Origin of the sequence: Anaerotruncus massiliensis (ex Togo et al. 2026) (assembly GCF_030825285.1) — a bacterium.
In the GTDB taxonomy this organism is placed as follows: Bacteria; Bacillota; Clostridia; order Oscillospirales; family Ruminococcaceae; genus Anaerotruncus; species Anaerotruncus massiliensis.
On record NZ_JAPJQF010000008.1, the window covers coordinates 21,860 to 46,069 of the forward strand.

The window sequence follows — 24,210 nt, forward strand, 5'->3', positions numbered from 1 at the left end:
ATTTTTTAGCAGGCGCCGGTTTCCCCTCAGCCCGTCCGGGCGCGTCAAAAAAGCCTCCCGGCCCCCGCTGTGCGGGGGCCGGGAGGCTGTGTCGCGGGATCAGGAGAGCGCGTCGAGCTCCGCGAGCCAGAGGGAGGCGGCCGCGTCGCTCGGCATCCGCCAGTCGCCGCGCGGCGAGAGGGAGACCGAACCGATCTTCGGCCCGTCGGGCAGGCAGGAGCGTTTGAACTGCTGCGCGAAAAACCTGCGGCAGAAGGTCCGCAGCCAGTGGAGGATCGTTTCGCGCCCGTATTGGCCGTCGAAGGCGCGCAGGGCGAGGCGCAGGATCTTGCGGGGGGAAAATCCCCAGCGCACGAGGTAGTAGAGGAAAAAGTCGTGCAGCTCGTAGGGCCCCACGAGATCCTCCGTCTTCTGCCCGATCTCCCCCTCGGCGGGCGGGAGCAGCTCGGGGCTCACCGGGGTGTCGAGGATGTCGCGCAGCACTTTTGTGAGGACCGGATCGCCGGCGCGGTCCGCCTCGTATGCCACGAGCTCCCGCACCAGCGTCTTGGGCACCGACGCGTTGACTCCGTACATCGACATGTGGTCGCCGTTGTAGGTGGCCCAGCCGAGCGCCAGCTCGGAGAGGTCCCCCGTGCCGACCACCAGCCCGCCCGCGCGGTTGGCGATGTCCATCAGCACCTGGGTGCGCTCGCGCGCCTGCGCGTTTTCATAGGTCACGTCGCGCAGGCCGGGGTCCTGACCGATGTCGCGGAAGTGCACGCCGACCGCGTCCGCGATATCCACGCAGGAGAAGCTCACGCCGAGCCGTTCGCAGAGGAGTTCCGCGTTGCCCTTCGTGCGAGCGGTCGTGCCAAAGCCGGGCATTGTCACCGCCTGCACGCTGGCGCGCGGACGGCCGAGCAGATCGGCCGCGCGCACCGCCGCGAGCAGGGCGAGCGCCGAATCGAGCCCGCCCGAGATGCCCACGACGGCGGTCTTCGCGCCCGAGTGGGCGAGCCGCCGTGCAAGCCCGCGCGACTGGATCTGCAGGACCTGCTCGCAGCAGCCGTCCCGTTCCTCCGGCGAAGGCAGGAAGGGGTGCCGCGGCACCGTCCGGGTGAGCGGCGTCTCGCATGGGGAGAGGGAGAAGGTGCTGCTCAGGTAGCCCTCGCGGACGGCGGCCGGGAAGGTGGTCAGCCGCCTGCGCTCGGCGGTGATCCGGCCGATGTCCAGGTCGGTGACGGCGAACCCGCCGGTAAAGGGCGGCTTCTCCGCGAGCAGCGCGCCGTCCTCCGCGATGAGCCCGTGCCCCGAAAAGACCATGTCGGTGGTCGACTCCCCCTCGCCCGCGTTGGCATAGAGGTAGCCGCAGACGAGCCTCGCTGACTGGTTCTTCACCAGCTCCCGGCGGTAGGCGGCCTTGCCGACCGTCTCGTCCCCCGCCGAAAGGTTCACAAGCACCGTCGCGCCCGCCTGCGCGAGCGTGATCGACGGCGGGCAGGGCGCCCACAGGTCCTCGCACACCTCGACGCCGAGCACCAGCCCAGGCAGCTCCTCGCAGTGGAAGAGCTGCTTCGCGCCGAAGGGGATCACGTCCTCCCCAAAGACGCCCGTCAGATAGCCGTTCTCCTCCGGCGCGGGGGCGAACCACCGTTTTTCATAATATTCGCCGTAGTTGGGCAGATGGGTCTTGGGCACCAGCCCGAGCACCTCCCCGCGGCAAAGGACCGCCGCGCAGTTGTAGAGCTTTCCGTGCCACATAACCGGCAGCCCCACCGCCAGGAGCATGTCGAGGTCCTCCGTCTCCCGGCGCACCGTCTCGAGGGCGGCATACGCCCCCTCGATCAGCGTGTCCTGCAGGAAGAGGTCGCCGCAGGTGTACCCCGTCAGGCAGAGCTCGGGCAGCGCCAAAATCCGCACGCCCTCCATCGCGGCGCGCCTGGCCGCCGCAGCGGCCGACGCCGCGTTGTAGGTGCAGTCCGCCACCCGGATTTCCGGCGTGCCCACCGCCGCCTTGATCAGTCCATCCTTCATTGGAGGTCATCCCTTCCCGCTTTCTTTCCGGCTTCCCCAACCGGGCAAGCCCCGGCGAAATTGACGCCGCCGGTCCGGCCGTTCCTCCGGTGCCCGGGCACCGGCCGCGGTCCGTCTGACTACAATTATACCCGTCCAAATTGGGCTTGTCTACCAAAGAAATCCGTAAAACGTTGCACCTTGCGGCGGAATGATGGTATACTAAGGATAAATTGACCGGAAAGGGCGGAACCTATACATGCCGAAGCTGCTTTGGAAGCCGGGGACGCTGCTCGCGCCCGTGCCGCCCGCGCTCGTCTCCTGCGGAACGCTCGAAAAGCCGAACCTTTTGACCGTCGCGTGGACGGGCATCGTAAATACGAATCCCGCCATGACCTATGTCTCGGTGCGCCCCGAACGGTATTCCCACGGGCTGATCTCCGAGACGGGGGAGTTCGTCGTCAACCTCACGACCGCCGCGCTCGTGCGCGCCACCGATTTCTGCGGCGTGCGTTCCGGCCGCGACCTTGACAAGTTCTCCGCCTGCGGCCTCACCCCCGAGGCCTCCGGCAAGGTGTCGGCCCCCTCGGTCGCCGAGTGTCCCCTCTCGCTCGAATGTGTCGTGCGGCAGGTGCTGCCGCTCGGCTCCCACGACATGTTTCTCGCCGAGATCGTCGCCGTCGGCGTCGACCCCTCCCTCATCGACCGCGCCGGCAAGCTGCACCTGGGCTCCGCGGGGCTTGCCGCCTACGCCCACGGGGAATACTTCGCGCTGGGGAAAAGCCTCGGCACCTTCGGCTTCTCGGTGCGCAAAAAGCCCGCCGCCAAGCGCCGCGCCCCGGGCAAAAAATCCGCCCGCCGCCGCGCTCCGCGCGGGGAAACCACTTGACTTGTCCCCATAAATATGGTATTATGATTGGCGTTACGTACGGAGAGATGTCCGAGCGGTTTAAGGAGCCGGTCTTGAAAACCGGTGACTCGAAAGAGCCGTGGGTTCGAATCCCACTCTCTCCGCCAACATCCCCTCCACAACTAAATATCCTGGACGCGCCACCCATTTGGAGATGTACCCAAGTCGGTGAAGGGGCTCCCCTGCTAAGGGAGTAGGTCTGGAAACGGGCGCGAGAGTTCGAATCTCTCCATCTCCGCCAAAACCCGCATGATAAGCCAGTTTGATGGCTGTCATGCGGGTTTTTTATTTGTCTGAAATGGTTTGAAAAAGTGTGCTGAAATTCAGCCTATTCCCACTCTATTCCCACTTAAAAACCCGCTAAATTTTGTTGATCGCGTCCAACATAGGAGCCGCATCAACGTGGATATACCGTTCGGTGGTAGAGAATTTCGAGTGCCTCATAACCTTCTGGATAACAGCCGCCGGGATGTCGGCAAGAGCGAGCGCTGTCGCTGTCGAGTGCCGGCAATCGTACGGGGTGTGCTCCGTCACGAAACCACATCGCCGCATCGTCTCGTGGAACTGGCTGTAGAAATTGTCCTTATTCATGGTCAGCAGTTTCTCGCTTGCCGAGTGTTCGCAGAGGTCATGCAGCACCGGCAAAATAATGTCTGCGATGACCAGCGGGGTTTCTTTGCGCTTTTTGGTTTTTAAGCCACACCCGAGGATCGTGCGTTTCTCCCAATCTATCATGTTCTTTTTGGCAATGAATAGTTCCCCCGGCATCATCCCGCTATAAGACATCAACAAGATGTAGCCAGTAAACGCATTTCCGTCTGCATAGTCCTTCCACAGCGCCTGAAGTTCCTCGCCAGTAAATGGGTTCTTCTCCCCTTCCTCAAGCTGAGGGAGGGTAATGAACTGCGCATAATTTTTTTCAACCCAGTCGTTTTTCATCGCATATTGCCACATGAGGCTCATCAGATCGCGGATGTCGCGTTTGGTGTAAAAGCTGCTCCCCTTCTCGTCAACGACTCGCTGCATCTCCGACAACCGAATATCTTTTATGTCGGTCCAGTAAAGAGACGCGCACTTTTTATATGCGATTTTGTAGGCGGTTTCCTTTGATTTTGAAATTGCTTGATAGTGTATCCCTGACCATTCGGCATAAAGTGTTTGAAAATTGATAGGCCGTTCTTCCTTTTTGCAGGACAGCTTCGGAATCGCAGCGATGGCGTCCTTCTTTTTAGTAAACACCCCCGTCCGGCGCTTTTTCTTGACCTTCTGCGTCTCGGGGTCGGCCTCCCAGCCCAACACAACCTCAACCTTGTAGCGGCCGTCTGGGAGTTGGTAGATCGACCCCGTTCCATTCCCGCGGCTCTTGGTTTTGCGCTGGGGCGCCCGCTTGGATTGCTCCCATCCACAGTGGAGGCAAAATACGGATTCATCCGGTATTTCCTTTTTGCACTTCACACAGATCATATATTTCGCCTCCAATGGCAGATGTTACAGTTCTCGAAAATTCGGGTGTCCAACTTAACGGACAGTAAAAATGATATTATGTCAACACTGGCGATGCGCTTATCTGTAAGCGGCGCAGTAAAGTCAAAAAGGATTATCCACATTTGTATTTTTTGCCGCTTGATTACCACTAAAGGTTGTGATAAAATGAAAGTCCACAAAGAAGAACATATGTTTTGTGAATTTAACAACAAAACAAAAATTACCAATGAAAATATTTGTTGAATATGGTAAAATTATGAGGCAAGACAAAACAACAACGACGGGATTGACGGAGCCCCGGTCCCTTTGGCACAAAAGGAGGCGGTACCAAAATGAACGGTCAGGGTAGTGATATATGTATACATAACAACAATGTGTGCAGCCTTGCGCCTGCTGATCGTATAAACGTCATAACTTCTCCCCGTAGTGCCAAAGCTGTAGAAGACGCGTCTTGCGGCTTACAGGACGCAAGACGATATTCCCTTATTGAAAATATTCAATCCTTTACAATTGAAGAAATGAGGTTATTTATTTTTCGCGTGCGGCAAGAATTGAATCTGCAATTCGAGACAGAGCCTCTACAGTATCATCATCCATAAGCTTGATTTGTTCTATTACTGAACGCTTTATATCAGACAGCCCATCATCAGCAACGGTGGTGGGCTTCTTTTCGATATATTTTGGCTGATCGTATCCAAGTAGCCAAAGAGGATTCACACCATAATGAGTTGAGATAGCTTGAATTGTTGGCTTTTTGGGTGATCTCTCCCCTTTGATATAAGCACTTACGGTTTGCTTTGATAACCCGATTTCGTTCCCAACTTGGGTATAACTCGAATCGCCTACGAGTTCAGAAAATCTTTTTGAAAAATCAGAAATAATCTTCATCGTCATCGCCGTCACCTCCCTTATGCAATTGAGTTTATCATATTATGACCACAAATACAACTAGAAAAACCGAAAAAAAACAAAATTGTCCACAAACGGGTTGACAGCACAACAGACTTGTGTTAATATATAACCGTCCACAAACGGAACAACGGATTGGAGGTGGAGAGGTGGACAAGATTATAAATCTAAAAGGAATTGTGATTTCGAAGTTCGGAAGCATATCTGCCTTTTCCAAAGAAATTGGATGGTGCTATAGTAAAACAAACCGCATTGTGAACGGGAGGCAACTTCCAGATGCATCCGAAATTAAGGATATGGCGCGCGCCTTGAATATCGATGACCCTGCGCTGGTATCGTCTGTTTTTTTAAGCTAGCGTCCACAAATGGAACTTAATAGTAATTAAAGAAACCTCCCCAAAGCGGGAAAGGAGGGTGCCAATTATGACGCTGCGACAAATCGAGGCCCTAGACCGGGACACATTGACCCCGGAGCAGGTAGCTAGTTGCCTCAGCTGCGATCCGCATTACATAAGGTTGGAAGCTCGTGGAAATCCTGCTCGTCTCGGATTTCCTGTAATCTGCGTCGGAACCCGTGTGAAAATACCCCGGCTGGCGTTTATCCAGTTCATGCGCGGAGATACGAAGGAGGCCCCAGCATGATGGACAACCTTGTCACCTTCGCGGCAATCGCGGGCCCGCTGGCGGTCTTCATGATCGTGGTATCAGGCGTTGAAATGTATATCGAAAGGAGGAGACACAATCGGCACCTGGATCATCACAATCCGCATCACTCAACAACACCTCTGCATGCTCATCAGCGAGCTGGCAGCCGGCGTGATCCTGTTTCTCGCGCTCTGGCGCAGCGCAAAAAGATAGCGCCCCGCGGTGGTAGGACACCGACAAGGCGCACGAGAAAAATATCTGTACTTAAAGTGTAACGCGAAAATATGTGAGATGTCAAGCCCTGCGATTCACAAAGGAGGACAAAAGTGAAGAAGTATACGCTGGAAGACATGGAGAATTTCGAGCGGGATGATTATGGGCGTCTGATTTGCCCATCTGGGGATTATACGGAAATCAGTCGCTTCGGCGCGGGGTGTATCTTCGGCGAGAGGTGTAGCTTCGGCGAGTGGTGCAGCTTCGGCGAGTGGTGCAACTTTGGCGCGGGGTGCAGCTTTGGCGAGGAGTGCAGCTTCGGCGAGGAGTGCAGCTTTGGCGAGGGGTGCCGTTTCGGCGAGGGGTGCCGCTTCGGCGAGGGGTGCAGCTTCGGCGCGGGGTGCAGTTGCGAAAGTGGGCATGTATTCAAAGCCATTGTATCCTTTGAGGGCGCAGGTCGTGAACGACGCAAAACATATTGCTTCCTTCTGGAGGACGATACGATTTTTGTCCGGTGCGGCTGCTTTTCCGGAACGGAATCCGAGTTTATTGAAAAGGTACATAAAACGCATGCCGGGACCCCGCATGAGGATGTTTACCTGTCTTTTTTTGATGCGGCAAAAAAGGCGCTGCATGTAATAGCGAAAGACCGTTAGGAGGCGGTGTCAAGATGGGATGCCCGGACGATTACACGATACAGGCAATCATGCGGTGGGGGTATCCCAGGCCGCCGAACCCCATAGTGGAGGACCTGTTAGATGATATTGGAGACCTTGAAAACGAGATCGAGCGGAAGAAACGGAAACTTGATCTGTTGGCAGAAGAGATCGAGGCACTCGAAGAAGAACTGCGGGAGAAGCAAGAACAATACGACGATATATAGGAGGCGGGAAAATGGGGAATATGGCAATCTACGATGAGGTCAAAATCGTCCCTGAGAGCGCCCGGAAGACCATTCAGGGCGGGCGGCTGAAAGGCATGACCGATATCAACCCCATGTGGCGGATCAAGAAGCTGACGGAAGTTTTCGGCCCCTGCGGGGTGGGGTGGTATTACGAGATCGTCAACAAGTGGATGGAACCGGGCGCGGGCGGAGAAATCGCGGCCTTTTGCGACATCAACCTGTACATAAAAGAGGACGGAGAATGGAGCAGGCCCATCCCCGGAACGGGCGGCAGCATGTTCGTCGCCAGTGAGAAGAACGGGCCCTATACCTCTGACGAGTGCTACAAGATGGCGCTTACCGACGCGATCAGCGTGGCGTGCAAGGCGCTGGGTATGGCTGCGGATATCTACTGGGACAAAGACCGGACGAAATACAGCCAGACCCGTGAGCGTCCCACAGGGGGAGACCCGAAGGTGACGGACGAACAAATCCTGAAATGCGCGGACTGCGGCGCAAAGATCACTGTACAGGTGCATGACTTCTCGGCGAGGAAGTACAGACGGCCCCTGTGCATCGACTGCCAGAAAAAGCAATGAGGCAGATCAAGTTTGACGCCGCGCGCTTCCAGCTGGATGAGCAGGGCGGATGGCTTTCCCTGCGGGTTCCGAGCGAATACCGCCAGCCAGCGCGGGCATTTGTACGGGAGATGCCGGAAGGGAAGCTGCACATAGCCGAACTAAAAAGGCACCGGGAGCGGCGCAGCCTCGATGCGAACGCCTACTGCTGGGTGCTTCTTGAAAAGCTCGCCTCCGCCGTGGGCAGTGACAAGGACGCGCTTTATCGGGATATGGTCGAGCGGTATGGCGTATTCATGCATGTGATCGTTCCACCGAAAGCGGTTGACATCCTACGCCGTGATTACCGGGTAGTCCGGGAACTGGGGCCCGTCGTGGTCAATGGAAAAGCCGGGATGCAGTGCCAGTGCTATGAGGGGTCCAGCAAATACGACACGGCGGAAATGGCACGGTTCATCGGCGGGATCGTACAGGAGTGCGAAGAACTCGGCATCGAGACGGAGAGCCCGGACGAGCTCGCCCGGATGAAGCGGGAGTGGGGCTCATGAAGCACCGCATGACGAAAGCGTGCGACATCTCTCCGCAGGTCAAGGCCGAGGTGTGGGAGCGGGACGGCGGATGCTGTATCCTCTGTGGGTCTCCGAACGCCGCCCCGAACGCGCACTACATCCCGCGCTCACACGGTGGGCTGGGAGTGGCCCAGAACGTCGTTACCCTCTGCGAGAAGTGTCATACCTCCTATGACAACAGCGGGGCGCGGAGGGCCTTGCAAGCCGAAATCCGTGCATATCTCATGGCGCGCTACCCCGGGTGGGACGAAACCAAATTGATATACAGGAAGTGGGAATATGATCAATAGAGCCATCCTCATGGGCCGCCTGACGGCGGACCCGGAACTGCGTCAGACGCCAAGTGGGACGGCGGTGTGCACGTTCACGGTGGCGGTGGAGCGAAGGTTCATCGACCGGAACGGCGAGCGGCAGACGGATTTTCTGGACGTTGTGGCATGGAAGGGCACGGCGGAGTTCGTGTCACAGTACTTCTCCAAGGGGAAAATGATCATCGTCGAGGGGTCTGTCCAGACCCGCAGCTACGAGGACCGCAACGGCAACAAGCGGAAAGCGGTCGAGATCGTGGCGGACAACGTTCAGTTCGGAGAGCCGAAGAGCACGGGCCGGGACGTGAACATCCGCTGTGAGGAACCGCCGCAGAATGGTGCGCGGGATTCCGGAGGCGCGTCGTATAAGCCGATGGACACAGGCGATTCGGATGATCTCCCGTTTTAGGCGGTGATTGGATGCTGGAGAGCGGATATATCAAACTGTACCGCTCCCTGCTTACGTGGGAATGGTATCAGGACGCGAACACTCTACGCTTATTTCTGCACCTGATTTTGACGGCGAATCACTTCGAACGCAAATGGCGGGGGATCACTGTGAAGCGGGGCCAACGGGTGTGCAGTTATGCGGACTTATCCGGTGAACTTGGTCTGTCGTTACAGGGAGTTCGCACGGCGGTAAAACATCTGAAATCAACAGGCGAGCTAACACACGAGACGACCTCGCAATACAGCTTGTTTACGGTGGTTAACTACGATAAGTATCAGGAGGCAACACCCGAAGCAACACCCGGCCAACAGGCGGCTAACAGTCAACTAACACACGACCAACAACAAAGTAAGAAAGATAAGAAAGTAAGAAAGCAAGAAATATATACGGGGGATATCCCCGCACCCGAGAAAAAAACCTACGGGGAATTCGGAAAAGTCCAGTTGACCGATGAGCAGTACGAGGGCCTTGTCCAGCGATTGGGTAAAGACTTGGCTCTAAGCTACATCGAAAGTTTGGACGGATATATGGCCTCGAATGGGAAGCGGTACAAAGACCATTATGCGACGGTGCTCAACTGGTGGCGCAAGGACCGGAGGACAGGATCGCAGCCGAGGCCGCTGAAGCAGAACAAATCAGCGCAGACGGGGAACCAGTCGTCCATCGACATGGAGAAGATTCACCGGATGCTACACGGAGGCGGGGAATGAGAAAAACGATGATATGCCCGGTCTGCGGGAAGTCGTTCGTCCAGAGGAACTGCCGTCAGATAAGCTGCTCAAGGGTATGCGGCCGCAGGCGGGAGGCGGCCAGACACCGCGCGCAAAAGCACGAGGCGGTCTGCCGAAACTGCGGGAAGATCTTCCTGACGGCGGACAAGGCGGTCTACTGTTCGGCAGAGTGCAGGATTATGGCGGCGCGGGCCCCGATGCGGGACAAGGACCGGGAACACACCGTGGACACCGTGTACCTCTGCCAGAAGTGGAACCGGGAGGGGATGGATACCCGGGAGATCGCGGAAATCCTGCGGCGGTCGGTGGAATCGGTGAATCTTGCCCTTGCCGTCCGGTTGGGACCCGAGGACTACGCCATGATGGAGGAATACGCGAGATGAAATATACCATCCCCCAAATCCCTCCAAGCAACAACCGGTACATCGGGCGGACGAACTTCCGGGAGTACCAGAGGGCGAAGCGCGAGTGGGCGGAGATGATCGCCATATTTTGCCGCCCAAGGCCGCAGAAGCCCATTGAAAAAGCCGTGGTGAGACTGACGTACTACTTCCCCACAAGGGGAAGGCGGGACCCGGACAACTACAGCGGGAAGATGATTCTGGATGGGCTGACGGCGGCGGGGATCATCGTGGACGACAGCTTCGGGCACATCACGCTGGAGCTGCGCGGAGAGTACGACCGGGAGAATCCCCGGACGGAGATCGAGATCGAAGAATAACGAACGCCCGGCGTAGCTAACCGGGCGGATGGCTACCGGTAGCCTCCGGGATTGGAGGCAGAAATGGAAAACGGAAACAAAATCATTTTAGATTTGTGCGGCGGTACGGGAAGCTGGAGCCGCCCGTACAAAGAAGCGGGGTATGATGTTCGGCTGATTACCCTGCCGGAATACGATGTGAGAACCTACATACCGCCAGAAGGCGTATACGGGATACTGGCCGCGCCGCCATGCACGGAATTTGCGAGCAGTGGGGCGCGCTGGTTCGCCGAAAAAGACCGGGACGGGAGAACTATGGAAAGCATGGGGGTTCTGATCGCCGTGCTGGAGATTATAGCTCGAAGCCAGCCCACGTTTTGGGCGCTGGAGAACCCGGTTGGGAGAATCCGCAGGTGGATGCATCGGCCAACGATGACATTCGACCCGTGTGATTTCGGAGACCCGTACACCAAAAAAACACACCTGTGGGGCCGCTTCAACATTCCGGACAGGAACCCGGTGGAACCAACGGAAGGCAGCAGGATGTGGAAGTGTTACGGCGGTAAGTCAGAGCGAACAAAGATGATGCGCAGTATCACCCCGCCCGGATTCGCGAAGGCGTTTTTCGAGGCGAACAGATAGGAGGCCAAGCGATGAAAGCGATTGACTACTACGGCAAATACCACGACCGCCTGCTGAACCCGGAGACGGGACTTGCAGAACATTTGGAGGTGCGCTGATGGGGTGGATAAGCGTTAAGGACCGGTTGCCGGAGGACGAAGCAGGACTTGTTTTTCATGACGATGGCATGTTGCGCTTTACTACTGTCCTCATATTCGATAGGTATGTAACAATAGGAAATCGATTGATCGTAAAGAAGGTTGGATCACAATATCTTGACAAATTAGCAACGGATGGTTGGGTGTGGGGGGAAAATAGAAAGAGTGTCACTCACTGGATGCCGCTGCCCGAACCACCAGAGGAGGGACAGCTATGATACATGGATACTGGCGCTTTACAGAATACGATTATTTTGATTGTTCCGTGTGCGGAGAAGCATATTACAACGGCTGTGACAGCACGGAAGAAGCGGAACACAGACTAAAAATGAAAGAAGATTTGTACAAATTTTGTCCTTACTGTGGGGCAAAGATGGATTTGGAGGGACAGCCATGAGTGAACTTTTGCCTTGTCCGTTTTGTGGAAGTAATAGAGTAAATTTTATTCCAGACGAAGAACAGCAAATTGAAAGCACAACAACCGGTTTTATTTGGTGCCATGGTTGTGATTTTTCAAGCGATAGTTTTTATAGCGAAGAAATAGCAATAGAGAAGTGGAACAGGAGGGACAGCCATGAATGAACAGGATGAATTAATTAAGCGTCTTGAAAATATGACACCAGACCAGTTTTACCGACTAGTTATGGCATTGTGCAATTCCTATCTAAGTAATACAATCGACCCCGTTCATGCCGCTGGTGGGTGCTATTGCCGGGAGTGCAGATATTGCGGGGTTCCCGTTTTTACAGAGGGGGTACTTTTGTGCAGGCGGGGAAATAGGCCAGAGCGGAAAAATAGAGACGATTTTTGCAGTCGTGGAAAATTAAAGGAGGAAGAATAATGGGGATCACCACGAAAAAATATTATACCTGCTACTTTTGCGGGCGGACATCGACCAACGAGGAAAAAATCAAAGCGTGTGAGGCGTCGCACATCGGAGTATACCCGGAGACATCGATCGAGGAAACCTACGGCCGTAATCCGCGTGTCCCGTATCCGGATATCATCCGAGTCGTTATGCAGGATGGGGCGATTGCCGCATACAATTTCGTAAAGATCGAGCCGAACTGAGAAATGCTAGTTTTGGAGGGACAATGACTAATCAGGAGAAAAAGGCATACCTCGGCCGCTACCGCGACAATGAGCGCGAAATCCGCCGCACCGAGGAGGAGATCCTGCGCTGGGAAAGCCTGTCCCGCAAGACGACCACCACGATGGGCGCCGCGGGCGGCGGGTCGAACGGCGAGGACAAGCTGCAGGCGGCCGTCGAAAAGATCGTGCGGTGGCAGAACCGCCTGACGCTCCAGCTGGGCGAACGGGTGCGCCTGCGGGAGGAGATCGAGGTCGCGATCGGCACGGTTGAGGACGAGCGGCTGCGGCTGCTGCTGCGGTATCGCTACATAGACGGGTGGACGTGGGAACGAATTGCCGTCGAGCTGAACTACGCATACCGGAATGTTACTCGGTTGCATGGTCGTGCCCTCGATGAGATAAAGATGTCCTAGAATGTCCTAAAAAATTTTGATATAATTATAATGGGCAAAGCCCATGAAGCCTGAAAGGCGAAGGAGCTGGAGATATGCGCAAGTGTTGGATTTGTGGAGAAGAAGCAACCGTGTTTCCGGAAATATTCCAAGCCGGGAAGGAATATTGGAGATACAAAGATTATGGGACACATCCCACGGAATACTTGGAGAGCAAAAGACAGCGGGGCTACTGTGCGCTTTGCGCTGAAAAAGAAGAGAAACGTCGGCAAGCAGAAAAGAAGGAATATGTTCGGTTGAAAAAGTCGCTCATGTTTGAACGAGCAGTAAGGCTTCTGGAGCGTCAGCCGTTAGATATCTACGACTACGAAGAAGCAATAAAAGCCGTTGGAGAGTATGCGGAAGAAAGCCTAGATAAATTTGACAGTGCAGATGAGATAATTGCTGCCATAATTCTTGTTGATAATGAACTCGACACTAAAATTCACCCTAAAGTTGGGAAATACGAAGTCGATTTCATGCTTCCGACTTTAAAGATTGTTCTCGAGGTGGATGGGTATCTGCATGCGGGTAGGCTGTACTTCGACAATGAGCGGGATAAGGCCATCCGAAATGAACTCGGACATGAGTGGGAAATTGTTCGTATCAAAACGGAATACCTTGAGAAGAATGCCGAATTGCTAGTTGAGGCTATAAAGACAATCAAAAACGAGAAGCAGAAATTACGTGCCGCTTACGGGGGCGAATTGCCAGAATGGTATTCAAAGCGAGAAAAAGCGAAACGACCTAAAAAGCAAGCGTATGGCGACGAATTGCTTTTGTAGATGCTAATGCATATACGCCGAAGCCCTGCCTTTACCGGCGGGGCTTTCCTTTTGCGGGAGCTGTGGTTGTGACATCGCCGGGCGTCCCCGGTGGATCCTGCGCCGGTTCGACCCCGGCGGCTCCCCTCCCCTTTTGCACCTCCTGAGCCCCCTGGGAACCCCCGGAGTGCCCCAACCGCGCGGTGGGCAATTGATCGCATGGGCAGCCGCGCAAGACCGCCTCGCGCCGCTCGGAGACTGGCGGCGCGGGGCCGCATGATGATTACGCGGCAAAAGCCGATAAACACTGGATGGTGGGTGATGTGGCAAATGGCAAGTATCAGGAGTGGTTAACCCCAGACGGCCTCCTGCGCCTCGAGGGATGGGCGCGAGACGGCCTGACGGACGAGCAGATCGCGCATAATGCGGGCATTTCGCCTTCCACACTGTACGACTGGAAGGGCAAATTCCCGGAGCTTTCGGAGGCCTTAAAGCATGGCAAGGATGTTGTTGACCGGCAGGTCGAAAATGCTCTCCTCAAGCGGGCCCTGGGCTATCGCTATACCGAGATACGGGTCGAGGAAAGCGAGAAGGACGGGCAAAAAATCACCCGCACGGAAAAGGTAATCCCACCGGACACGACGGCGCAAATCTTCTGGCTGAAGAACCGGAAGCCGGCCCAGTGGCGGGACAGGCCGCCCGAAGCGCCCGATCCGAATGCGAAAAGCGACAACGGCCTGATAGCCGCGCTGGAGGAATCTGCGAAGGAGGCGTTCCCGGATGGAGTTTTCGGCGTTCAGCCCGAAACAGCTACAGGTGATGACGTGGTGGAAGCACCCGGAGACGGCGAAGCGGTATGACGCGATTATCGCGGACGGAGCGGTACGCTCCGGAAAAACGCTTTCCATGTCGGTATCATTTGTCCTTTGGGCGATGACCACATTCGACGGAGAAAACTTCGCCGTCTGCGGCAAGACCGTCGAGAGCTGCAAGCGCAATGTAATCATCCCGCTGCTCGGTGCGCTCGGCGGCATGGTATCGTTTCGCCAAATCCAGAGTAAAAATCAAATTGAGGCGTCCTTTGCCGGACGCTCCAACCGATTCTACATATTCGGCGGCAAGGACGAAGGCTCCGCCGCACTGATTCAGGGCGTGACGCTGGCGGGCGTGCTGCTGGACGAGGTGGCGCTCATGCCGCAATCGTTCGTCGACCAGGCACTCGCTCGCTGCTCAGTGGAGGCTTCCCGCTTCTGGTTCAACTGCAACCCCGAGCATCCGCAGCACTGGTTCTACAAGGACTGGATTCAAAAGGCGGATGAAAAACATGCGCTCTACCTGCACTTCACGATGGACGACAACCCGACGCTTGCGGATAAGATCAAGGACCGGTACCGTTCGCTTTACTCCGGGGTGTTCTACGACCGCTTCATCCGCGGGATGTGGGTGGCGGCGACCGGGATCGTCTACCCGATGTTTAACAAGGAACTGCACGTCGTGCCGGCTGCACCGCGGGCGTACAGCGTTTACTACATCTCCTGCGACTACGGCACCGTAAACCCCATGAGCATGGGGCTGTGGGGCGAATGCGGCGGCGTGTGGTACCGCATTCGGGAGTATTACTGGGCCAGCCGGGAGACCGGCCGGCAAAAGACGGACGACGAATACTACGCCGAGTTGGAGACGCTCGCCGGGGAGCAGCCTATCCGGGCGGTGATCGTCGACCCGTCCGCGGCATCCTTTATCGAGCTTATCCGGCGCAAGGGCCGGTTCCGCGTCCGCCCGGCGAACAACGACGTACTGGACGGCATCCGGCAGGTGGCGGCCTGCCTGACCGCCGGACGCATCAAATTCAACGATTGCTGCACGGCCACCTTCGCGGAGTTCCCGGCCTATGTCTGGGACGACAAAGCAACCGGGGACAAGCCCGTGAAGGACAACGACCATGCAATGGACGACATCCGCTACATGGTGCGCACGGTCATCATGGCGCAGCCGGGAATCCGTATTCTCAAGCCGAAGGAGGGATAGATTGGACATCGAAGTAATCAAAAAGCTGCTGCGCGCCCGTCTGGAAAAGCATAACGAGTTTGTCAAGCAGGCGGAAGAGGCATGGCGGTATTACGGCTGCGACAACGCCATCAACACCTACCACTATCCCGGCGAGGACGCCGGGAACCCCCTGCGCCGCGCGGACAACCGGATCTCGCACGGCTTCTACCCCGTGCTGGTCAACCAGGAGGCCGCCTACCTGTTCACCTATCCCCCGACGTTCGACACCGGGGAGAAGGGGCTGAACGACAAGATCAAATCCACTCTGGGAGAGCAGTGGAACAAGGTCTGCCAGTCCCTTTCGGTGGACGCCTCGAACAATATGGCGGGGTGGCTGCACATCTGGAAGGACGCGGCGGGGAGGTTTCGCTACTGGCCGGTGGACGCACGACAGATCATCCCCATCTACGCCAGGACGCTCGACCGGGAACTGCTCGCCGTCCTGCGCCGTTATGAGGACATGGACGACAGCGGAGACCGGTGGACCGTATGTGAATACTGGACAGCCGACGCCTGCTATGCCTACCGGGCGACGGCCACGCTGCCGGAAGAGTTTGAACCCTACAACTGCTTTTCCATTCTGGACGTGGACGCGGGCGCCGAAACGGAGTCCAATGTTTTCCGGCACGGCTGGGGCACGGTCCCTTTTATCGAGTTCCCCAACAACAACCTCCACCAAAACGATCTCAAACCGGTCAAAGGGCTCATCGACGTCTATGACAAGGTGATCTCCGGATACATCAACGACGTCGAGGACATCCAGCAGCTGATCTTCGTGCTGCAAAATTACGGCGGTCAGGATCTCGACCAGTTCCTCGGGGACCTCAAGCGCTACAAGGTGGTCGACCTGGAGGGTTCCTCCGACCAGAAGAGCGGCCTTGACACGCTTTCCATCGATATTCCAGTGGAGGCCCGCAATACACTGGCTGAGCTGGTGCGCAAGGCGATCTATGAGCAGGGGCAGGGCGTGGAGATCAACCCCGACAAGCTCGGGAACGTCAAGGGCGTGGTGATCGACCACCTGTACGGCTTCCTAGAGCTGAAAGCCGGCCTGAAGGAGACGGAATTCCGCGTAGGCTTCGGAAAGCTCCTGCGCCTGCTGCTGAAGCATCTGGGCGTCTCTGAGGAGACGCCGGTGGAACAGACTTGGCAGCGCAACAAGGTGCGGGACGACCTCGAGCTTTCGCAAATTATCGCCAACCTGAAGGACTGCACCTCCAGGAAGAACATCGCGCGGGCAAACCCGCTGGTGGCCGACCCGGACGAGGAGCTCAAGCTGCTTGCGGAGGAGGAAGCCAAGCAGCGGGAGCTTTGGGAGACGCCGGAACCGCCGCGGAAGGGTGATGCCCAGTGAACTCCCGGGACTACTGGCAGAAGCGCAGCGAGGACCGGTTTTTAAAGGCCGAGGCGGACATCGCCGAGGCACAGAAGACGATCGCGCAGTCCTTCGAGCGGGCGCGCCGGGAAATCCAATCGCAGATCGACGCCTTCTACGGCCGGTACGCACGCAACAACGCCGTGTCGCTTTCCGAGGCGCAAAAGGCGCTGTCGCTCGCGGAGCTGCGGGATTTCAAGGACGACCTCGCGGCCTTCCGCAAGCTGGCGCTCGACAGCATGAGCACCTTCAACCTCGAGCTGGAAAACCTCTCGATGCAGGCCCGGGTGACCCGCCTCCAGGCGCTCAAATGCCGGATGGACGCGGTGGTCGAGCGGCTTTATATCAGCCAGCGGGAGTTGATCGGCGGCACGGCCGTGGAGGTCTATTCCGACCAGTACCACCGGACGCTCTTCGACGTCGATCAGTACAGCGGCTTCCACGCGGAGTTCGCGCGGATCAACGACGCCGCGGTCAAGCGGCTGCTCGACTATCCCTTCGACGGCCTGATGTTCTCCACGCGCCTGTGGCGGCAGTCGGAGGACCTCAAGCCGCAGATCCAGCAGCTGGTCAACCGGATGTTCGTCACCGGCAAACCGCCGCAGGACTTCGCGGACGAGCTCGCGGCCCGGTTCGGCGTCAAGGCGAAGGAGGCGTACCGCCTCTTATACACTGAAGGCGCCTACATGACCGAGCAGGCGGCGCTCGACGCTTACCGGGAGGACAAGATCGACCGGTATGCGTACACGGCGGCACTGGACACGAAGACCTGTGAGGTATGCGGCGAGCTGGACGGCAAGGAATTCTCGGTGAAGGACGCGAAGCCCGGGATCAACTACCCGCCGATGCATCCCTGGTGCCGCTGCACGACCGTACCCGTGGTGGAGGGGATCGAACGGAATGGTGAACGTTTCGCCCGGGACGGAGATGGAAACGCGGTCGAGGTGCCTTCGGGCATGACCTACCGGCAGTGGAAGGAAAAGTTTATTGACGCCGGCGCCCGGGATGGTATAATCGAAGTGGAAGAAAAGTTGGGCAAAATCTCTCAGGACGAAGGACGGCTGCTCCGGGGGAAAAAGGAAACCGCCATCGTCTATGGCCCGGACGGATCCACTCTGTTTGTGAAGAAGGGCGGAGAGCGGTCGGTGCGCTTTACTCGCCGCGAAATCGACCTGATGAGGGGCGGGATTTTAACACACAACCACCCCGAAGATACGTCCTTTTCGCCAGCGGACATCAATACCCTGCGCGTGAGCGGACTTGCTGAAATGCGGGCTGTCACCAGCGGAGGCGTTTACCGGCTGAGGCCACCCGTGCATTGGGATACCGCCTTCAATACCCGCGAAAAGATCGAGGCCGAGTATGCTCGGCTGGAGCAGCTCATTGAGCCGAAGGTCTGGGCGCGCTGTGAAGCAGGCGAAATCTCAGTGGCGGAATATAACCGGATCTACCAACACCAAGTTGTGTCAGCTCTGGCTGAGGCTTTTGGGCTGGAATATTCTTTTGAGGAGAATTGATATGGAACCGAGAATTGTGAAGCTCAGCGAAGTGGAATCCCTGGACGATTACCCGGAGGATACGATCTTCGAGCTGGACGAGGACGGCGGGAGGCACCGCCCGGAACGAAAGCTGCCGGAGAAGCCCCGGGAGGGTAAGCCGGAATAACCAAATGATCGTGCCCGAAGCGCGCCAGTTTACGCTGGGGCGCTTTTGTTATGCCCAAAAATCCGCCCACCCTGCCGGCGCTTAAATGCAGGGCAGCCCCGGGCGCGGAGTGGCCGCGCGTTTATAAATCAAATCGAGGGCAAAGAAGGAACCACATGGAATTTTTGAAAAGCATCTTTGGAGACGCGGCGCTCACTTACGACCAGCTCGCGGAGAAGCTCAAGGGCAGCGCCGACGTGAAGCTTGCGAACCTCGCCTCCGGCCAGTACGTGGACAAGGGCAAGTTCGACGCGGCGCAAACCGAGCTGGCGGGCATCCGCGAACAGCTCAAATCCGCCAACGAAGCCATTGACGGCTTCAAGAAGCTCGACCCGGAGGGACTCAAGAAAGCCGCGCAGGAGTGGAAGGACAAGCACGCCGCCGACACCGCCGCGCTGCAGGAGAAGATCAAGTCGCAGGCGAAGGACGCGGCCGTCAGGCTTGCGGTGGCAAAGGAGAACGTCCATGACGACGCGCTCACGATGGCCGCGCTCGACCTCGGAAAGGTCGCCGTCTCGGAGGACGGAACCGTCTCCGGCCTGACTGAGCAGATCGCCGCCCTGCGGGAACAGAAGCCCTTCCTCTTCAAGGCAGGCAGGACCGAGCAGTACTACAACCCCGCCGGCGGAAATCCGGCGGGAAGCGATGCCTTCGCGTTCAACTTCATGGGCGTGAGGGACAAACCGAAAGAGTAAAGGAGAGATTTGATCATGGCAGCCCTCAACTACGCAACCGAATACTCCCGCGCGCTGTCGCAGGCGTTCCCCTACGTTCTGTACTTCGGCGCGCTGTACAGCACCCCCAATAACGGCCGGTACCGCTGGATCAACGCAAAGACCATTGAGATCCCCAGCATTTCGACGACCGGGCGCGTGGACGCCGACCGCGACACGATCGCAACCGCTGCCCGCAATTACAACAACGCCTGGGAACCCAAGGTGCTCACCAACGAGCGCAAGTGGTCGACGCTGGTCCATCCCAAGGACATTGACCAGACCGGCATGGTGACCACGATCCAGAACATCACCCAGGTGTACAACCAGGAGCAGAAATTCCCGGAGATGGACGCCTACACGATCTCCAAGATTTACGCGGACTGGACCGGCCAGTCTAAGACCGCCGACACGACCGCCATCACGGTGGAAAACGTCTTTCAGGTCTTCGACGCCCTGATGCAGAAGATGACCGAGGCGCGCGTGCCGCTCTCCGGCCGCATCCTCTACGTCACCCCGGCGATCGACACGATCATCAAGCAGGCCAAGGAGTTCTACCGCACCGTCAGCGTCACGGGCGGCGCGAGCGCCGTCAACCGAATGATCTCGAGCATCGACACCGTGTCCATCACCGTCGTGCCGTCCGAGCTCATGAAGACCCTTTATGAGTTCACCACGGGCTGGAGCGTCGCCTCTGCGGCCAAGCAGATCAACATGCTGCTCATCCACCCGCTGGCGGTCATCACGCCGGTTTCCTACACCTTCGCCCAGCTCGACCAGCCGTCCGCGCTCTCCGAGGGCAAGTACGTCTACTACGAGGAATCCTTCGAGGACGTGTTCATCCTCAACAAGAAGGCTGACGCCATCCAGATCAACATGGAGGCGAGCGCGTAATGGCAAAGGTGCAGCGGGCGAACCGGCTGCTGACCGTGCCGGACGAAACGGTCGAGAAATACCTCTCCGACGGGTACAACCTTGTCGGGGAGGACGGCGGCATCCTCCGCCGGGGTGTGACAAAGAACGCCGCCGATCTGTTGAAGGAACTGGAGGCGGCGAAAAAGCGGATTGCCGAGCTCGAGGCCAAAGCCGCCGAGTTGGAGGCCAAAGCGCCGAAAAAGCTGCCCCGGAAGGAGCCGTAATGTTTACGGCGGCGGAGGTGGCCGCGCGCCTGGAACTGGAGGGCCTGCTCCCGGACGGCCCCTCCCCCAGGGCGCTGGCGCAGATTGACGACATGGCCGAGAAGGTCATGAGCTACCTGAATACGGACAATATCCCCGACGGGCTGTTCCGTGCCTTCTGCCGGCTGTGCGGCGCATATATCCAGACGGCTGATTCAGGGGCGGCTTCCGGCGGCGCCGGGGAGGTCAGGAGTATCGCAGAGGGGGATGTCACGGTCACCTTCGCCGTCTCCTCGGAAACTGCGCGGGCCACAGCGGACAGCTTTATTTCCGAATACGCCTCCGACCTCAACCGCTACCGCAGTGCCTATCCCCGAAAGGAGGAATCCCCGTGGCGATTCCAGCAGACGTGACGGCCCGTGCGCGCGCCGCGCTCTCCATGCTGCGGGACGACCGGGCGGACGTCGTCCGCTTTGACAGCGACGCGGGAGAGGATGTTCCGGTTTACACGGGCCTGCCCTGCCACCTCTCCCGTACCACCCTGCCCCCTCAGTCCGGTATGGACACGGCGGCGGCTTCGACGGCGCTCTACACCCTCTACCTGGCCCCGGAGACGGAGCTGCGACAGGGCGACGCGGTCACCGTCACGCACAGGGGGCAGACATTTACCTGCGTGGCGGGACCGCCGCTGCGGGGCGATCTCAGCCTCGCGGTGACTCTGGAAAGTGTGGTGGTCTCATGACTCCAGAAAACCGGAAAGCGCTTTCGGACTTCCGCCTCAAGCTCGACAGCCTGCTGGCGGATTTCGACGAGAGCGCCCGCAGGGTGGTAACCGCTCAGGCGAACGCCGGTCTGGCGGCCACCAAGCGCGAAACGCCTTACAGGACCGGCCACCTGCGCCGCAACTGGAGGCGCGGCAAGACCCGCAAGGTCGGCAACGCCCACATCTCGGGCTACAGCAACAACGTCGAGTACGGGCAGTACGTCAACTATGGGCACCGCACGGTCAATAAGGCGAAGGAAACCACCGGCTGGGTCGAGGGGCGGTTCATGCTTGAGAAAGGCGTGAACGCCGCCGAGCGGCAGCTGCCGGCGCTCTTTGACGCTGAGATCGACCGCATCAAACGGGAAACGGGGTTCTGACATGAACGTGAATGTAAAACCGGACGCCGCGCTGAAGAAAAAGCTCGCGGCGGGAACCCTGACCATCCCCGACCGCGTGCTGCTTGCGCTCGCGGAGGCGGCCGCAGGGATGCTGCCGGAGGCGGCGGTCTACACCGGCCCCATCCGGCAGGATGCCAAGCTGCCCGCGCTCTTCGTCGGGTTCTACGAGATCCACAACGCGCAGAAGCTGGACGATCTCTCGGAGTATACGTTCGGCTTCGACCTCGTCTACTGGCCCGCGGACAGCCGGTCCGACACAGAGCTGCGGGGCGCGCTGTACGCCCTCAACAGCGGCCTGCACCGGCTCCCATGGGAGGATGAAGAGTACGTAGTCTACCGCAAGAACGGGGCCGTTACGGACCGCGTAGCCCACATCACGGGGATTGTCCGGGCGCTGGAGCAGACGGTGCCGGACGACCCGTATATCGAAAAAGCAAAAAAGGAAGTGACAATATGATCGAACGAGTGCTCCCCGGCGTGAGCGTGGAAACCGTGGCCGGAGAACGCGCCGCGCAGCAGGGCGTCACCGGGGTGGTGGCCATGCCGCTGGCGCTCCCCTGGGGCGCGAAGGTGACAGAACTGTCCCCGTCGGACGACACGCGGGTATCCCTCGGCTACCGCCGGTCCGACCCCGCGCTCAAGCTCGTAAACGAAGTGCTCAACCATGCAAACAGGCTCATCCTCTACCGCCTCAACACAGGGACGCAGGCAACGGGGACGATCTCCTCTGGCCTGACGGCGAAGGCTATGTACGGCGGCGCGCGCGGGAACGACCTCTCGGTGATCGTCGAGGCGTCCGGGGATGGCTGGATGGTAAAGACCTATCTGGACACCGTGGAGATGGACAGCCAGACGGTTTCCTCGGCCGCGGGCTTCACCGCGAACGGCCTGATCACGCTTGAGGGCGAGGGCGCGCTCGCGGCAAAGACCGTGAAGCTCACGGGAGGCGCGGACGGGGACGCCGAAAGCATCGACAGCTTCATTGCGGAGCTGCCGCTGCACGAATACAACCTGATCGCCTACACCGGGACCAGCGCGGAGGACGTGCAGAAGCTCGTGGGATACGTCAAGGAGAGGCGCGACCCCGAGGTGTGCGACATGATCCAGCTTGTCCAGAGCGTGACGGCCACGGACAACGAGGCGGTCTACCACAGCACGGTCGGCGGCAAAACCGCTGATTACGAGCTGACCCCCGCCGAGGCGTGCGCCACCATGGCGGGAATTCTTTCCCGGTGCGGCATCTCGGACAGCGCCACCAGTTTCGACGACGTGGCCGGTTGGATCGACATCTCCACACGGCTGACCATCGAGCAGCAGAAAGCACGCACGCAGGCGGGCGAAATCCTGTTTGTGCTCCGGAACGGCGCCGTCAAGGTGCTTTACGACATCAACAGCCTGACGACCCATACGAGCGCCCGCCCCAAAGACTGGCGCAAGGGCCTCGTGGTGCGCACGCACGACAAGTACGCCAAGGACCTGCAGCTCCTGCTGGAGGAGAAGGTAATTGGTTACCGGGGGACCCGGAACGGCATCCGCAACAGCGTGGAGGGGCGGAACCTCGTCAAGGGCATGATCGCCAAGATGACGGCGGAGGAATACGTCGACCGGGGATACATCGCCCGCAGGAGCGACGAGGACCCGCAGGGCTTCTCCGCCGACGACATCTCCGTAAAGCTCGGAAACGAGCGCGACGCGATCGACGTCAAGGTCGGCATCAAGCCCAACGACGCGATCGACAAAATCTACGTGACCGTTGTGTCGCAGTAAGGAGGGACTCAGATGGCATTGGCAAGGACACGGCGGCTTTCCGACATCCCGACCGGGCATGACGGGAAGGCCTACCTGATGGTGGACGGGCGCCGCTACGAAGCCTTTCTGGTATCCAAAATGAACATCAACTTTGAAACGATCCCCGATGAAAAGCGGTTCCTGCAGGAGCGCATGACGCAGCACGCGGCGCGCGGCGGGAACATCACCGGCAGCATCACCTACTACAACTGTACCAGCGCGCTCGTAAAAGCCATTGAGGACTGGAAGAACGGCGGCGCGGATTACCCGGATATTACGATTCAGGCCTATGCGAGTGTGTCGGGCATCGGCCGGCAGGAGATTCTCGCCACCGGCGTCATCCTCAAAAATATCGGTCTGGTCACGCTGGACGACTCCGGGGACACTGCTACGACCTTTGACAGCGACCTGACGGCCGACGACTTCCAGACCATTGAATCCTACAAGGAGTGATCGCATGAACAGCTTTGACAGCTTCCTAAACCCCGAACGCAAGCCCAATATCCGCTTTAAGCTCTCCCCATACCCCGACGAATTCGAGATGCGCCTGCTCAGCGCGGAGGAGGACCGGGAAATCCTTCGCCGGATGCAGGGAGACAAGAAGCTGGACGGCGCCGACGCCCTGATCGCCTACGCGGCCGAAGCGCTCGTCGTGCCCGACCTCCACAACGCGGATTTCCAGGACAAGCTCTCCAAGAAGGCAGGGCGCCCAGTCCTGTCGCCCGCCGACGCGCTAGTCGCGATGACGACCAGCGCGGAGTTGTCGGCGATTCTCGGCGCATACACCGAGTTTTCAGGCGTGGACGTCACCTTCACTGAAGGGGTGGAAGAGATAAAAAACTGATCGAGCAGGGCG

The 24,210-nt window shown here is 58.4% G+C and carries 38 protein-coding genes and 2 tRNA genes; 37 read left to right on the plus strand and 3 right to left on the minus strand.

Features of this window, described 5'->3' with window-relative positions:
- Nucleotides 1–99 precede the first annotated feature (99 nt).
- Nucleotides 100–2,016 carry an NAD(+) synthase gene (locus tag RCI06_RS04370; protein WP_306574538.1) on the minus strand — a complete coding sequence of 639 codons (1,917 nt, stop codon included), beginning with the start codon at nt 2,014–2,016 and terminating at the stop codon, nt 100–102.
- Nucleotides 2,017–2,254: 238 nt separating this feature from the next.
- Here RCI06_RS04370 and RCI06_RS04375 point away from each other — a divergent pair, with 238 nt between their 5' ends.
- The 3 genes from RCI06_RS04375 (at nt 2,255) to RCI06_RS04385 (ending at nt 3,146) form a co-directional block, all read left to right on the plus strand.
- Nucleotides 2,255–2,884, plus strand: a complete 630-nt coding sequence (locus RCI06_RS04375; RefSeq protein ID WP_306574540.1) for a flavin reductase family protein — start codon at nt 2,255–2,257, stop codon at nt 2,882–2,884.
- 41 nt (nt 2,885–2,925) lie between these two features.
- Nucleotides 2,926–3,012: transfer RNA gene (locus RCI06_RS04380), tRNA-Ser, on the plus strand.
- 43 nt (nt 3,013–3,055) lie between these two features.
- Nucleotides 3,056–3,146 (plus strand) — tRNA-Ser (locus RCI06_RS04385).
- A gap of 119 nt (nt 3,147–3,265) precedes the next feature.
- Here the strand turns inward: RCI06_RS04385 and RCI06_RS04390 are convergent.
- Both RCI06_RS04390 and RCI06_RS04395 read right to left on the minus strand, forming a co-directional pair.
- Complete coding sequence (locus tag RCI06_RS04390) at nt 3,266–4,369, minus strand: tyrosine-type recombinase/integrase (protein WP_306574543.1); 1,104 nt, start codon at nt 4,367–4,369, stop codon at nt 3,266–3,268.
- A gap of 549 nt (nt 4,370–4,918) precedes the next feature.
- Entirely contained in the window at nt 4,919–5,284 is a 366-nt protein-coding gene (locus RCI06_RS04395; protein WP_306574545.1) for a helix-turn-helix domain-containing protein, read from the minus strand.
- 164 nt (nt 5,285–5,448) lie between these two features.
- Between RCI06_RS04395 and RCI06_RS04400 the strand changes: the two genes are divergently transcribed.
- From RCI06_RS04400 to RCI06_RS04555, 34 genes are all read left to right on the plus strand, one after another.
- Nucleotides 5,449–5,655, plus strand: a complete 207-nt coding sequence (locus tag RCI06_RS04400; RefSeq protein ID WP_306574548.1) for a helix-turn-helix transcriptional regulator — start codon at nt 5,449–5,451, stop codon at nt 5,653–5,655.
- 282 nt (nt 5,656–5,937) lie between these two features.
- On the plus strand, nt 5,938–6,219 hold the full coding sequence (locus RCI06_RS04405) for a hypothetical protein (protein WP_306574551.1): 282 nt from the start codon (nt 5,938–5,940) through the stop codon (nt 6,217–6,219).
- A 51-nt stretch (nt 6,220–6,270) separates the two neighbouring features.
- On the plus strand, nt 6,271–6,813 hold the full coding sequence (locus RCI06_RS04410; RefSeq protein WP_306574554.1) for a hypothetical protein: 543 nt from the start codon (nt 6,271–6,273) through the stop codon (nt 6,811–6,813).
- Between the two features lie 14 nt (nt 6,814–6,827).
- Entirely contained in the window at nt 6,828–7,040 is a 213-nt protein-coding gene (locus RCI06_RS04415) for a hypothetical protein (protein ID WP_306574556.1), read from the plus strand.
- An 11-nt stretch (nt 7,041–7,051) separates the two neighbouring features.
- Nucleotides 7,052–7,639 (plus strand): hypothetical protein, encoded by a 588-nt coding sequence (locus RCI06_RS04420; protein ID WP_306574559.1) that lies wholly within the window; start codon nt 7,052–7,054, stop codon nt 7,637–7,639.
- Nucleotides 7,636–8,166 (plus strand): hypothetical protein, encoded by a 531-nt coding sequence (locus tag RCI06_RS04425; protein WP_306574561.1) that lies wholly within the window; start codon nt 7,636–7,638, stop codon nt 8,164–8,166. The genes RCI06_RS04420 and RCI06_RS04425 overlap by 4 nt, the downstream gene beginning before the upstream one ends.
- An 8-nt stretch (nt 8,167–8,174) precedes the next feature.
- A complete protein-coding gene (locus RCI06_RS14345; protein ID WP_373690844.1) occupies nt 8,175–8,477 on the plus strand; it encodes an HNH endonuclease in 303 nt (100 codons plus the stop codon).
- Entirely contained in the window at nt 8,467–8,904 is a 438-nt protein-coding gene (locus RCI06_RS04430) for a single-stranded DNA-binding protein (protein ID WP_306574564.1), read from the plus strand. Before RCI06_RS14345 ends, RCI06_RS04430 begins: the two co-directional genes overlap by 11 nt.
- Before the next feature lie 11 nt (nt 8,905–8,915).
- Nucleotides 8,916–9,656 (plus strand): hypothetical protein, encoded by a 741-nt coding sequence (locus RCI06_RS04435; RefSeq protein ID WP_306574567.1) that lies wholly within the window; start codon nt 8,916–8,918, stop codon nt 9,654–9,656.
- Entirely contained in the window at nt 9,653–10,060 is a 408-nt protein-coding gene (locus tag RCI06_RS04440; protein ID WP_306574570.1) for a hypothetical protein, read from the plus strand. The genes RCI06_RS04435 and RCI06_RS04440 overlap by 4 nt, the downstream gene beginning before the upstream one ends.
- The gene (locus RCI06_RS04445; protein ID WP_306574571.1) at nt 10,057–10,398 is read left to right on the plus strand and encodes a RusA family crossover junction endodeoxyribonuclease; all 342 of its coding nucleotides are present in this window, start codon (nt 10,057–10,059) and stop codon (nt 10,396–10,398) included. Before RCI06_RS04440 ends, RCI06_RS04445 begins: the two co-directional genes overlap by 4 nt.
- Nucleotides 10,399–10,461: 63 nt before the next feature.
- Complete coding sequence (locus RCI06_RS04450) at nt 10,462–11,019, plus strand: DNA cytosine methyltransferase (protein ID WP_306574573.1); 558 nt, start codon at nt 10,462–10,464, stop codon at nt 11,017–11,019.
- Between the two features lie 97 nt (nt 11,020–11,116).
- Entirely contained in the window at nt 11,117–11,374 is a 258-nt protein-coding gene (locus RCI06_RS14350; RefSeq protein WP_373690842.1) for a DUF551 domain-containing protein, read from the plus strand.
- Nucleotides 11,371–11,553 carry a hypothetical protein gene (locus RCI06_RS04455; protein ID WP_306574576.1) on the plus strand — a complete coding sequence of 61 codons (183 nt, stop codon included), beginning with the start codon at nt 11,371–11,373 and terminating at the stop codon, nt 11,551–11,553. Before RCI06_RS14350 ends, RCI06_RS04455 begins: the two co-directional genes overlap by 4 nt.
- Nucleotides 11,550–11,738 carry a Lar family restriction alleviation protein gene (locus RCI06_RS04460; RefSeq protein ID WP_306574579.1) on the plus strand — a complete coding sequence of 63 codons (189 nt, stop codon included), beginning with the start codon at nt 11,550–11,552 and terminating at the stop codon, nt 11,736–11,738. The genes RCI06_RS04455 and RCI06_RS04460 overlap by 4 nt, the downstream gene beginning before the upstream one ends.
- Nucleotides 11,731–11,997 carry a hypothetical protein gene (locus RCI06_RS04465; protein WP_306574582.1) on the plus strand — a complete coding sequence of 89 codons (267 nt, stop codon included), beginning with the start codon at nt 11,731–11,733 and terminating at the stop codon, nt 11,995–11,997. Before RCI06_RS04460 ends, RCI06_RS04465 begins: the two co-directional genes overlap by 8 nt.
- Nucleotides 11,997–12,227 carry a hypothetical protein gene (locus tag RCI06_RS04470; protein WP_306574584.1) on the plus strand — a complete coding sequence of 77 codons (231 nt, stop codon included), beginning with the start codon at nt 11,997–11,999 and terminating at the stop codon, nt 12,225–12,227. Before RCI06_RS04465 ends, RCI06_RS04470 begins: the two co-directional genes overlap by 1 nt.
- A gap of 23 nt (nt 12,228–12,250) precedes the next feature.
- On the plus strand, nt 12,251–12,661 hold the full coding sequence (locus RCI06_RS04475) for a hypothetical protein (protein WP_306574586.1): 411 nt from the start codon (nt 12,251–12,253) through the stop codon (nt 12,659–12,661).
- A gap of 74 nt (nt 12,662–12,735) precedes the next feature.
- Entirely contained in the window at nt 12,736–13,464 is a 729-nt protein-coding gene (locus RCI06_RS04480) for a DUF559 domain-containing protein (RefSeq protein ID WP_306574588.1), read from the plus strand.
- 302 nt (nt 13,465–13,766) lie between these two features.
- Nucleotides 13,767–14,303 carry a transposase gene (locus RCI06_RS04485; RefSeq protein WP_306574590.1) on the plus strand — a complete coding sequence of 179 codons (537 nt, stop codon included), beginning with the start codon at nt 13,767–13,769 and terminating at the stop codon, nt 14,301–14,303.
- The gene (locus RCI06_RS04490; protein ID WP_306574592.1) at nt 14,224–15,471 is read left to right on the plus strand and encodes a PBSX family phage terminase large subunit; all 1,248 of its coding nucleotides are present in this window, start codon (nt 14,224–14,226) and stop codon (nt 15,469–15,471) included. Before RCI06_RS04485 ends, RCI06_RS04490 begins: the two co-directional genes overlap by 80 nt.
- 1 nt (nt 15,472) lies before the next feature.
- Nucleotides 15,473–16,846 carry a phage portal protein gene (locus RCI06_RS04495; protein ID WP_306574594.1) on the plus strand — a complete coding sequence of 458 codons (1,374 nt, stop codon included), beginning with the start codon at nt 15,473–15,475 and terminating at the stop codon, nt 16,844–16,846.
- Nucleotides 16,843–18,384 (plus strand): minor capsid protein, encoded by a 1,542-nt coding sequence (locus tag RCI06_RS04500; protein ID WP_306574596.1) that lies wholly within the window; start codon nt 16,843–16,845, stop codon nt 18,382–18,384. Before RCI06_RS04495 ends, RCI06_RS04500 begins: the two co-directional genes overlap by 4 nt.
- Before the next feature lies 1 nt (nt 18,385).
- Entirely contained in the window at nt 18,386–18,532 is a 147-nt protein-coding gene (locus RCI06_RS04505; RefSeq protein ID WP_276870496.1) for a hypothetical protein, read from the plus strand.
- Between the two features lie 155 nt (nt 18,533–18,687).
- Nucleotides 18,688–19,266, plus strand: coding sequence for a phage scaffolding protein (locus RCI06_RS04510; RefSeq protein ID WP_306574598.1), 579 nt, complete (start codon nt 18,688–18,690; stop codon nt 19,264–19,266).
- 15 nt (nt 19,267–19,281) lie between these two features.
- Nucleotides 19,282–20,178 (plus strand): capsid protein, encoded by an 897-nt coding sequence (locus RCI06_RS04515; protein ID WP_276870493.1) that lies wholly within the window; start codon nt 19,282–19,284, stop codon nt 20,176–20,178.
- Nucleotides 20,178–20,423, plus strand: a complete 246-nt coding sequence (locus tag RCI06_RS04520) for a hypothetical protein (protein WP_306574600.1) — start codon at nt 20,178–20,180, stop codon at nt 20,421–20,423. The genes RCI06_RS04515 and RCI06_RS04520 overlap by 1 nt, the downstream gene beginning before the upstream one ends.
- On the plus strand, nt 20,423–20,815 hold the full coding sequence (locus tag RCI06_RS04525) for a hypothetical protein (protein ID WP_306574603.1): 393 nt from the start codon (nt 20,423–20,425) through the stop codon (nt 20,813–20,815). Before RCI06_RS04520 ends, RCI06_RS04525 begins: the two co-directional genes overlap by 1 nt.
- Entirely contained in the window at nt 20,794–21,144 is a 351-nt protein-coding gene (locus RCI06_RS04530) for a hypothetical protein (RefSeq protein ID WP_306574605.1), read from the plus strand. The genes RCI06_RS04525 and RCI06_RS04530 overlap by 22 nt, the downstream gene beginning before the upstream one ends.
- Nucleotides 21,141–21,545: an HK97 gp10 family phage protein gene (locus RCI06_RS04535; RefSeq protein WP_306574607.1), complete on the plus strand. Its 405-nt coding sequence runs from the start codon at nt 21,141–21,143 to the stop codon at nt 21,543–21,545. The genes RCI06_RS04530 and RCI06_RS04535 overlap by 4 nt, the downstream gene beginning before the upstream one ends.
- Nucleotide 21,546: 1 nt before the next feature.
- Entirely contained in the window at nt 21,547–22,023 is a 477-nt protein-coding gene (locus tag RCI06_RS04540) for a DUF6838 family protein (protein ID WP_306574610.1), read from the plus strand.
- Entirely contained in the window at nt 22,020–23,333 is a 1,314-nt protein-coding gene (locus RCI06_RS04545; RefSeq protein WP_306574611.1) for a phage tail sheath N-terminal beta-sandwich domain-containing protein, read from the plus strand. Before RCI06_RS04540 ends, RCI06_RS04545 begins: the two co-directional genes overlap by 4 nt.
- Before the next feature lie 12 nt (nt 23,334–23,345).
- Nucleotides 23,346–23,807 (plus strand): phage tail tube protein, encoded by a 462-nt coding sequence (locus RCI06_RS04550; protein ID WP_276870481.1) that lies wholly within the window; start codon nt 23,346–23,348, stop codon nt 23,805–23,807.
- Between the two features lie 4 nt (nt 23,808–23,811).
- Entirely contained in the window at nt 23,812–24,198 is a 387-nt protein-coding gene (locus RCI06_RS04555; protein ID WP_276870478.1) for a hypothetical protein, read from the plus strand.
- The last annotated feature ends 12 nt before the right edge of the window (nt 24,199–24,210 follow it).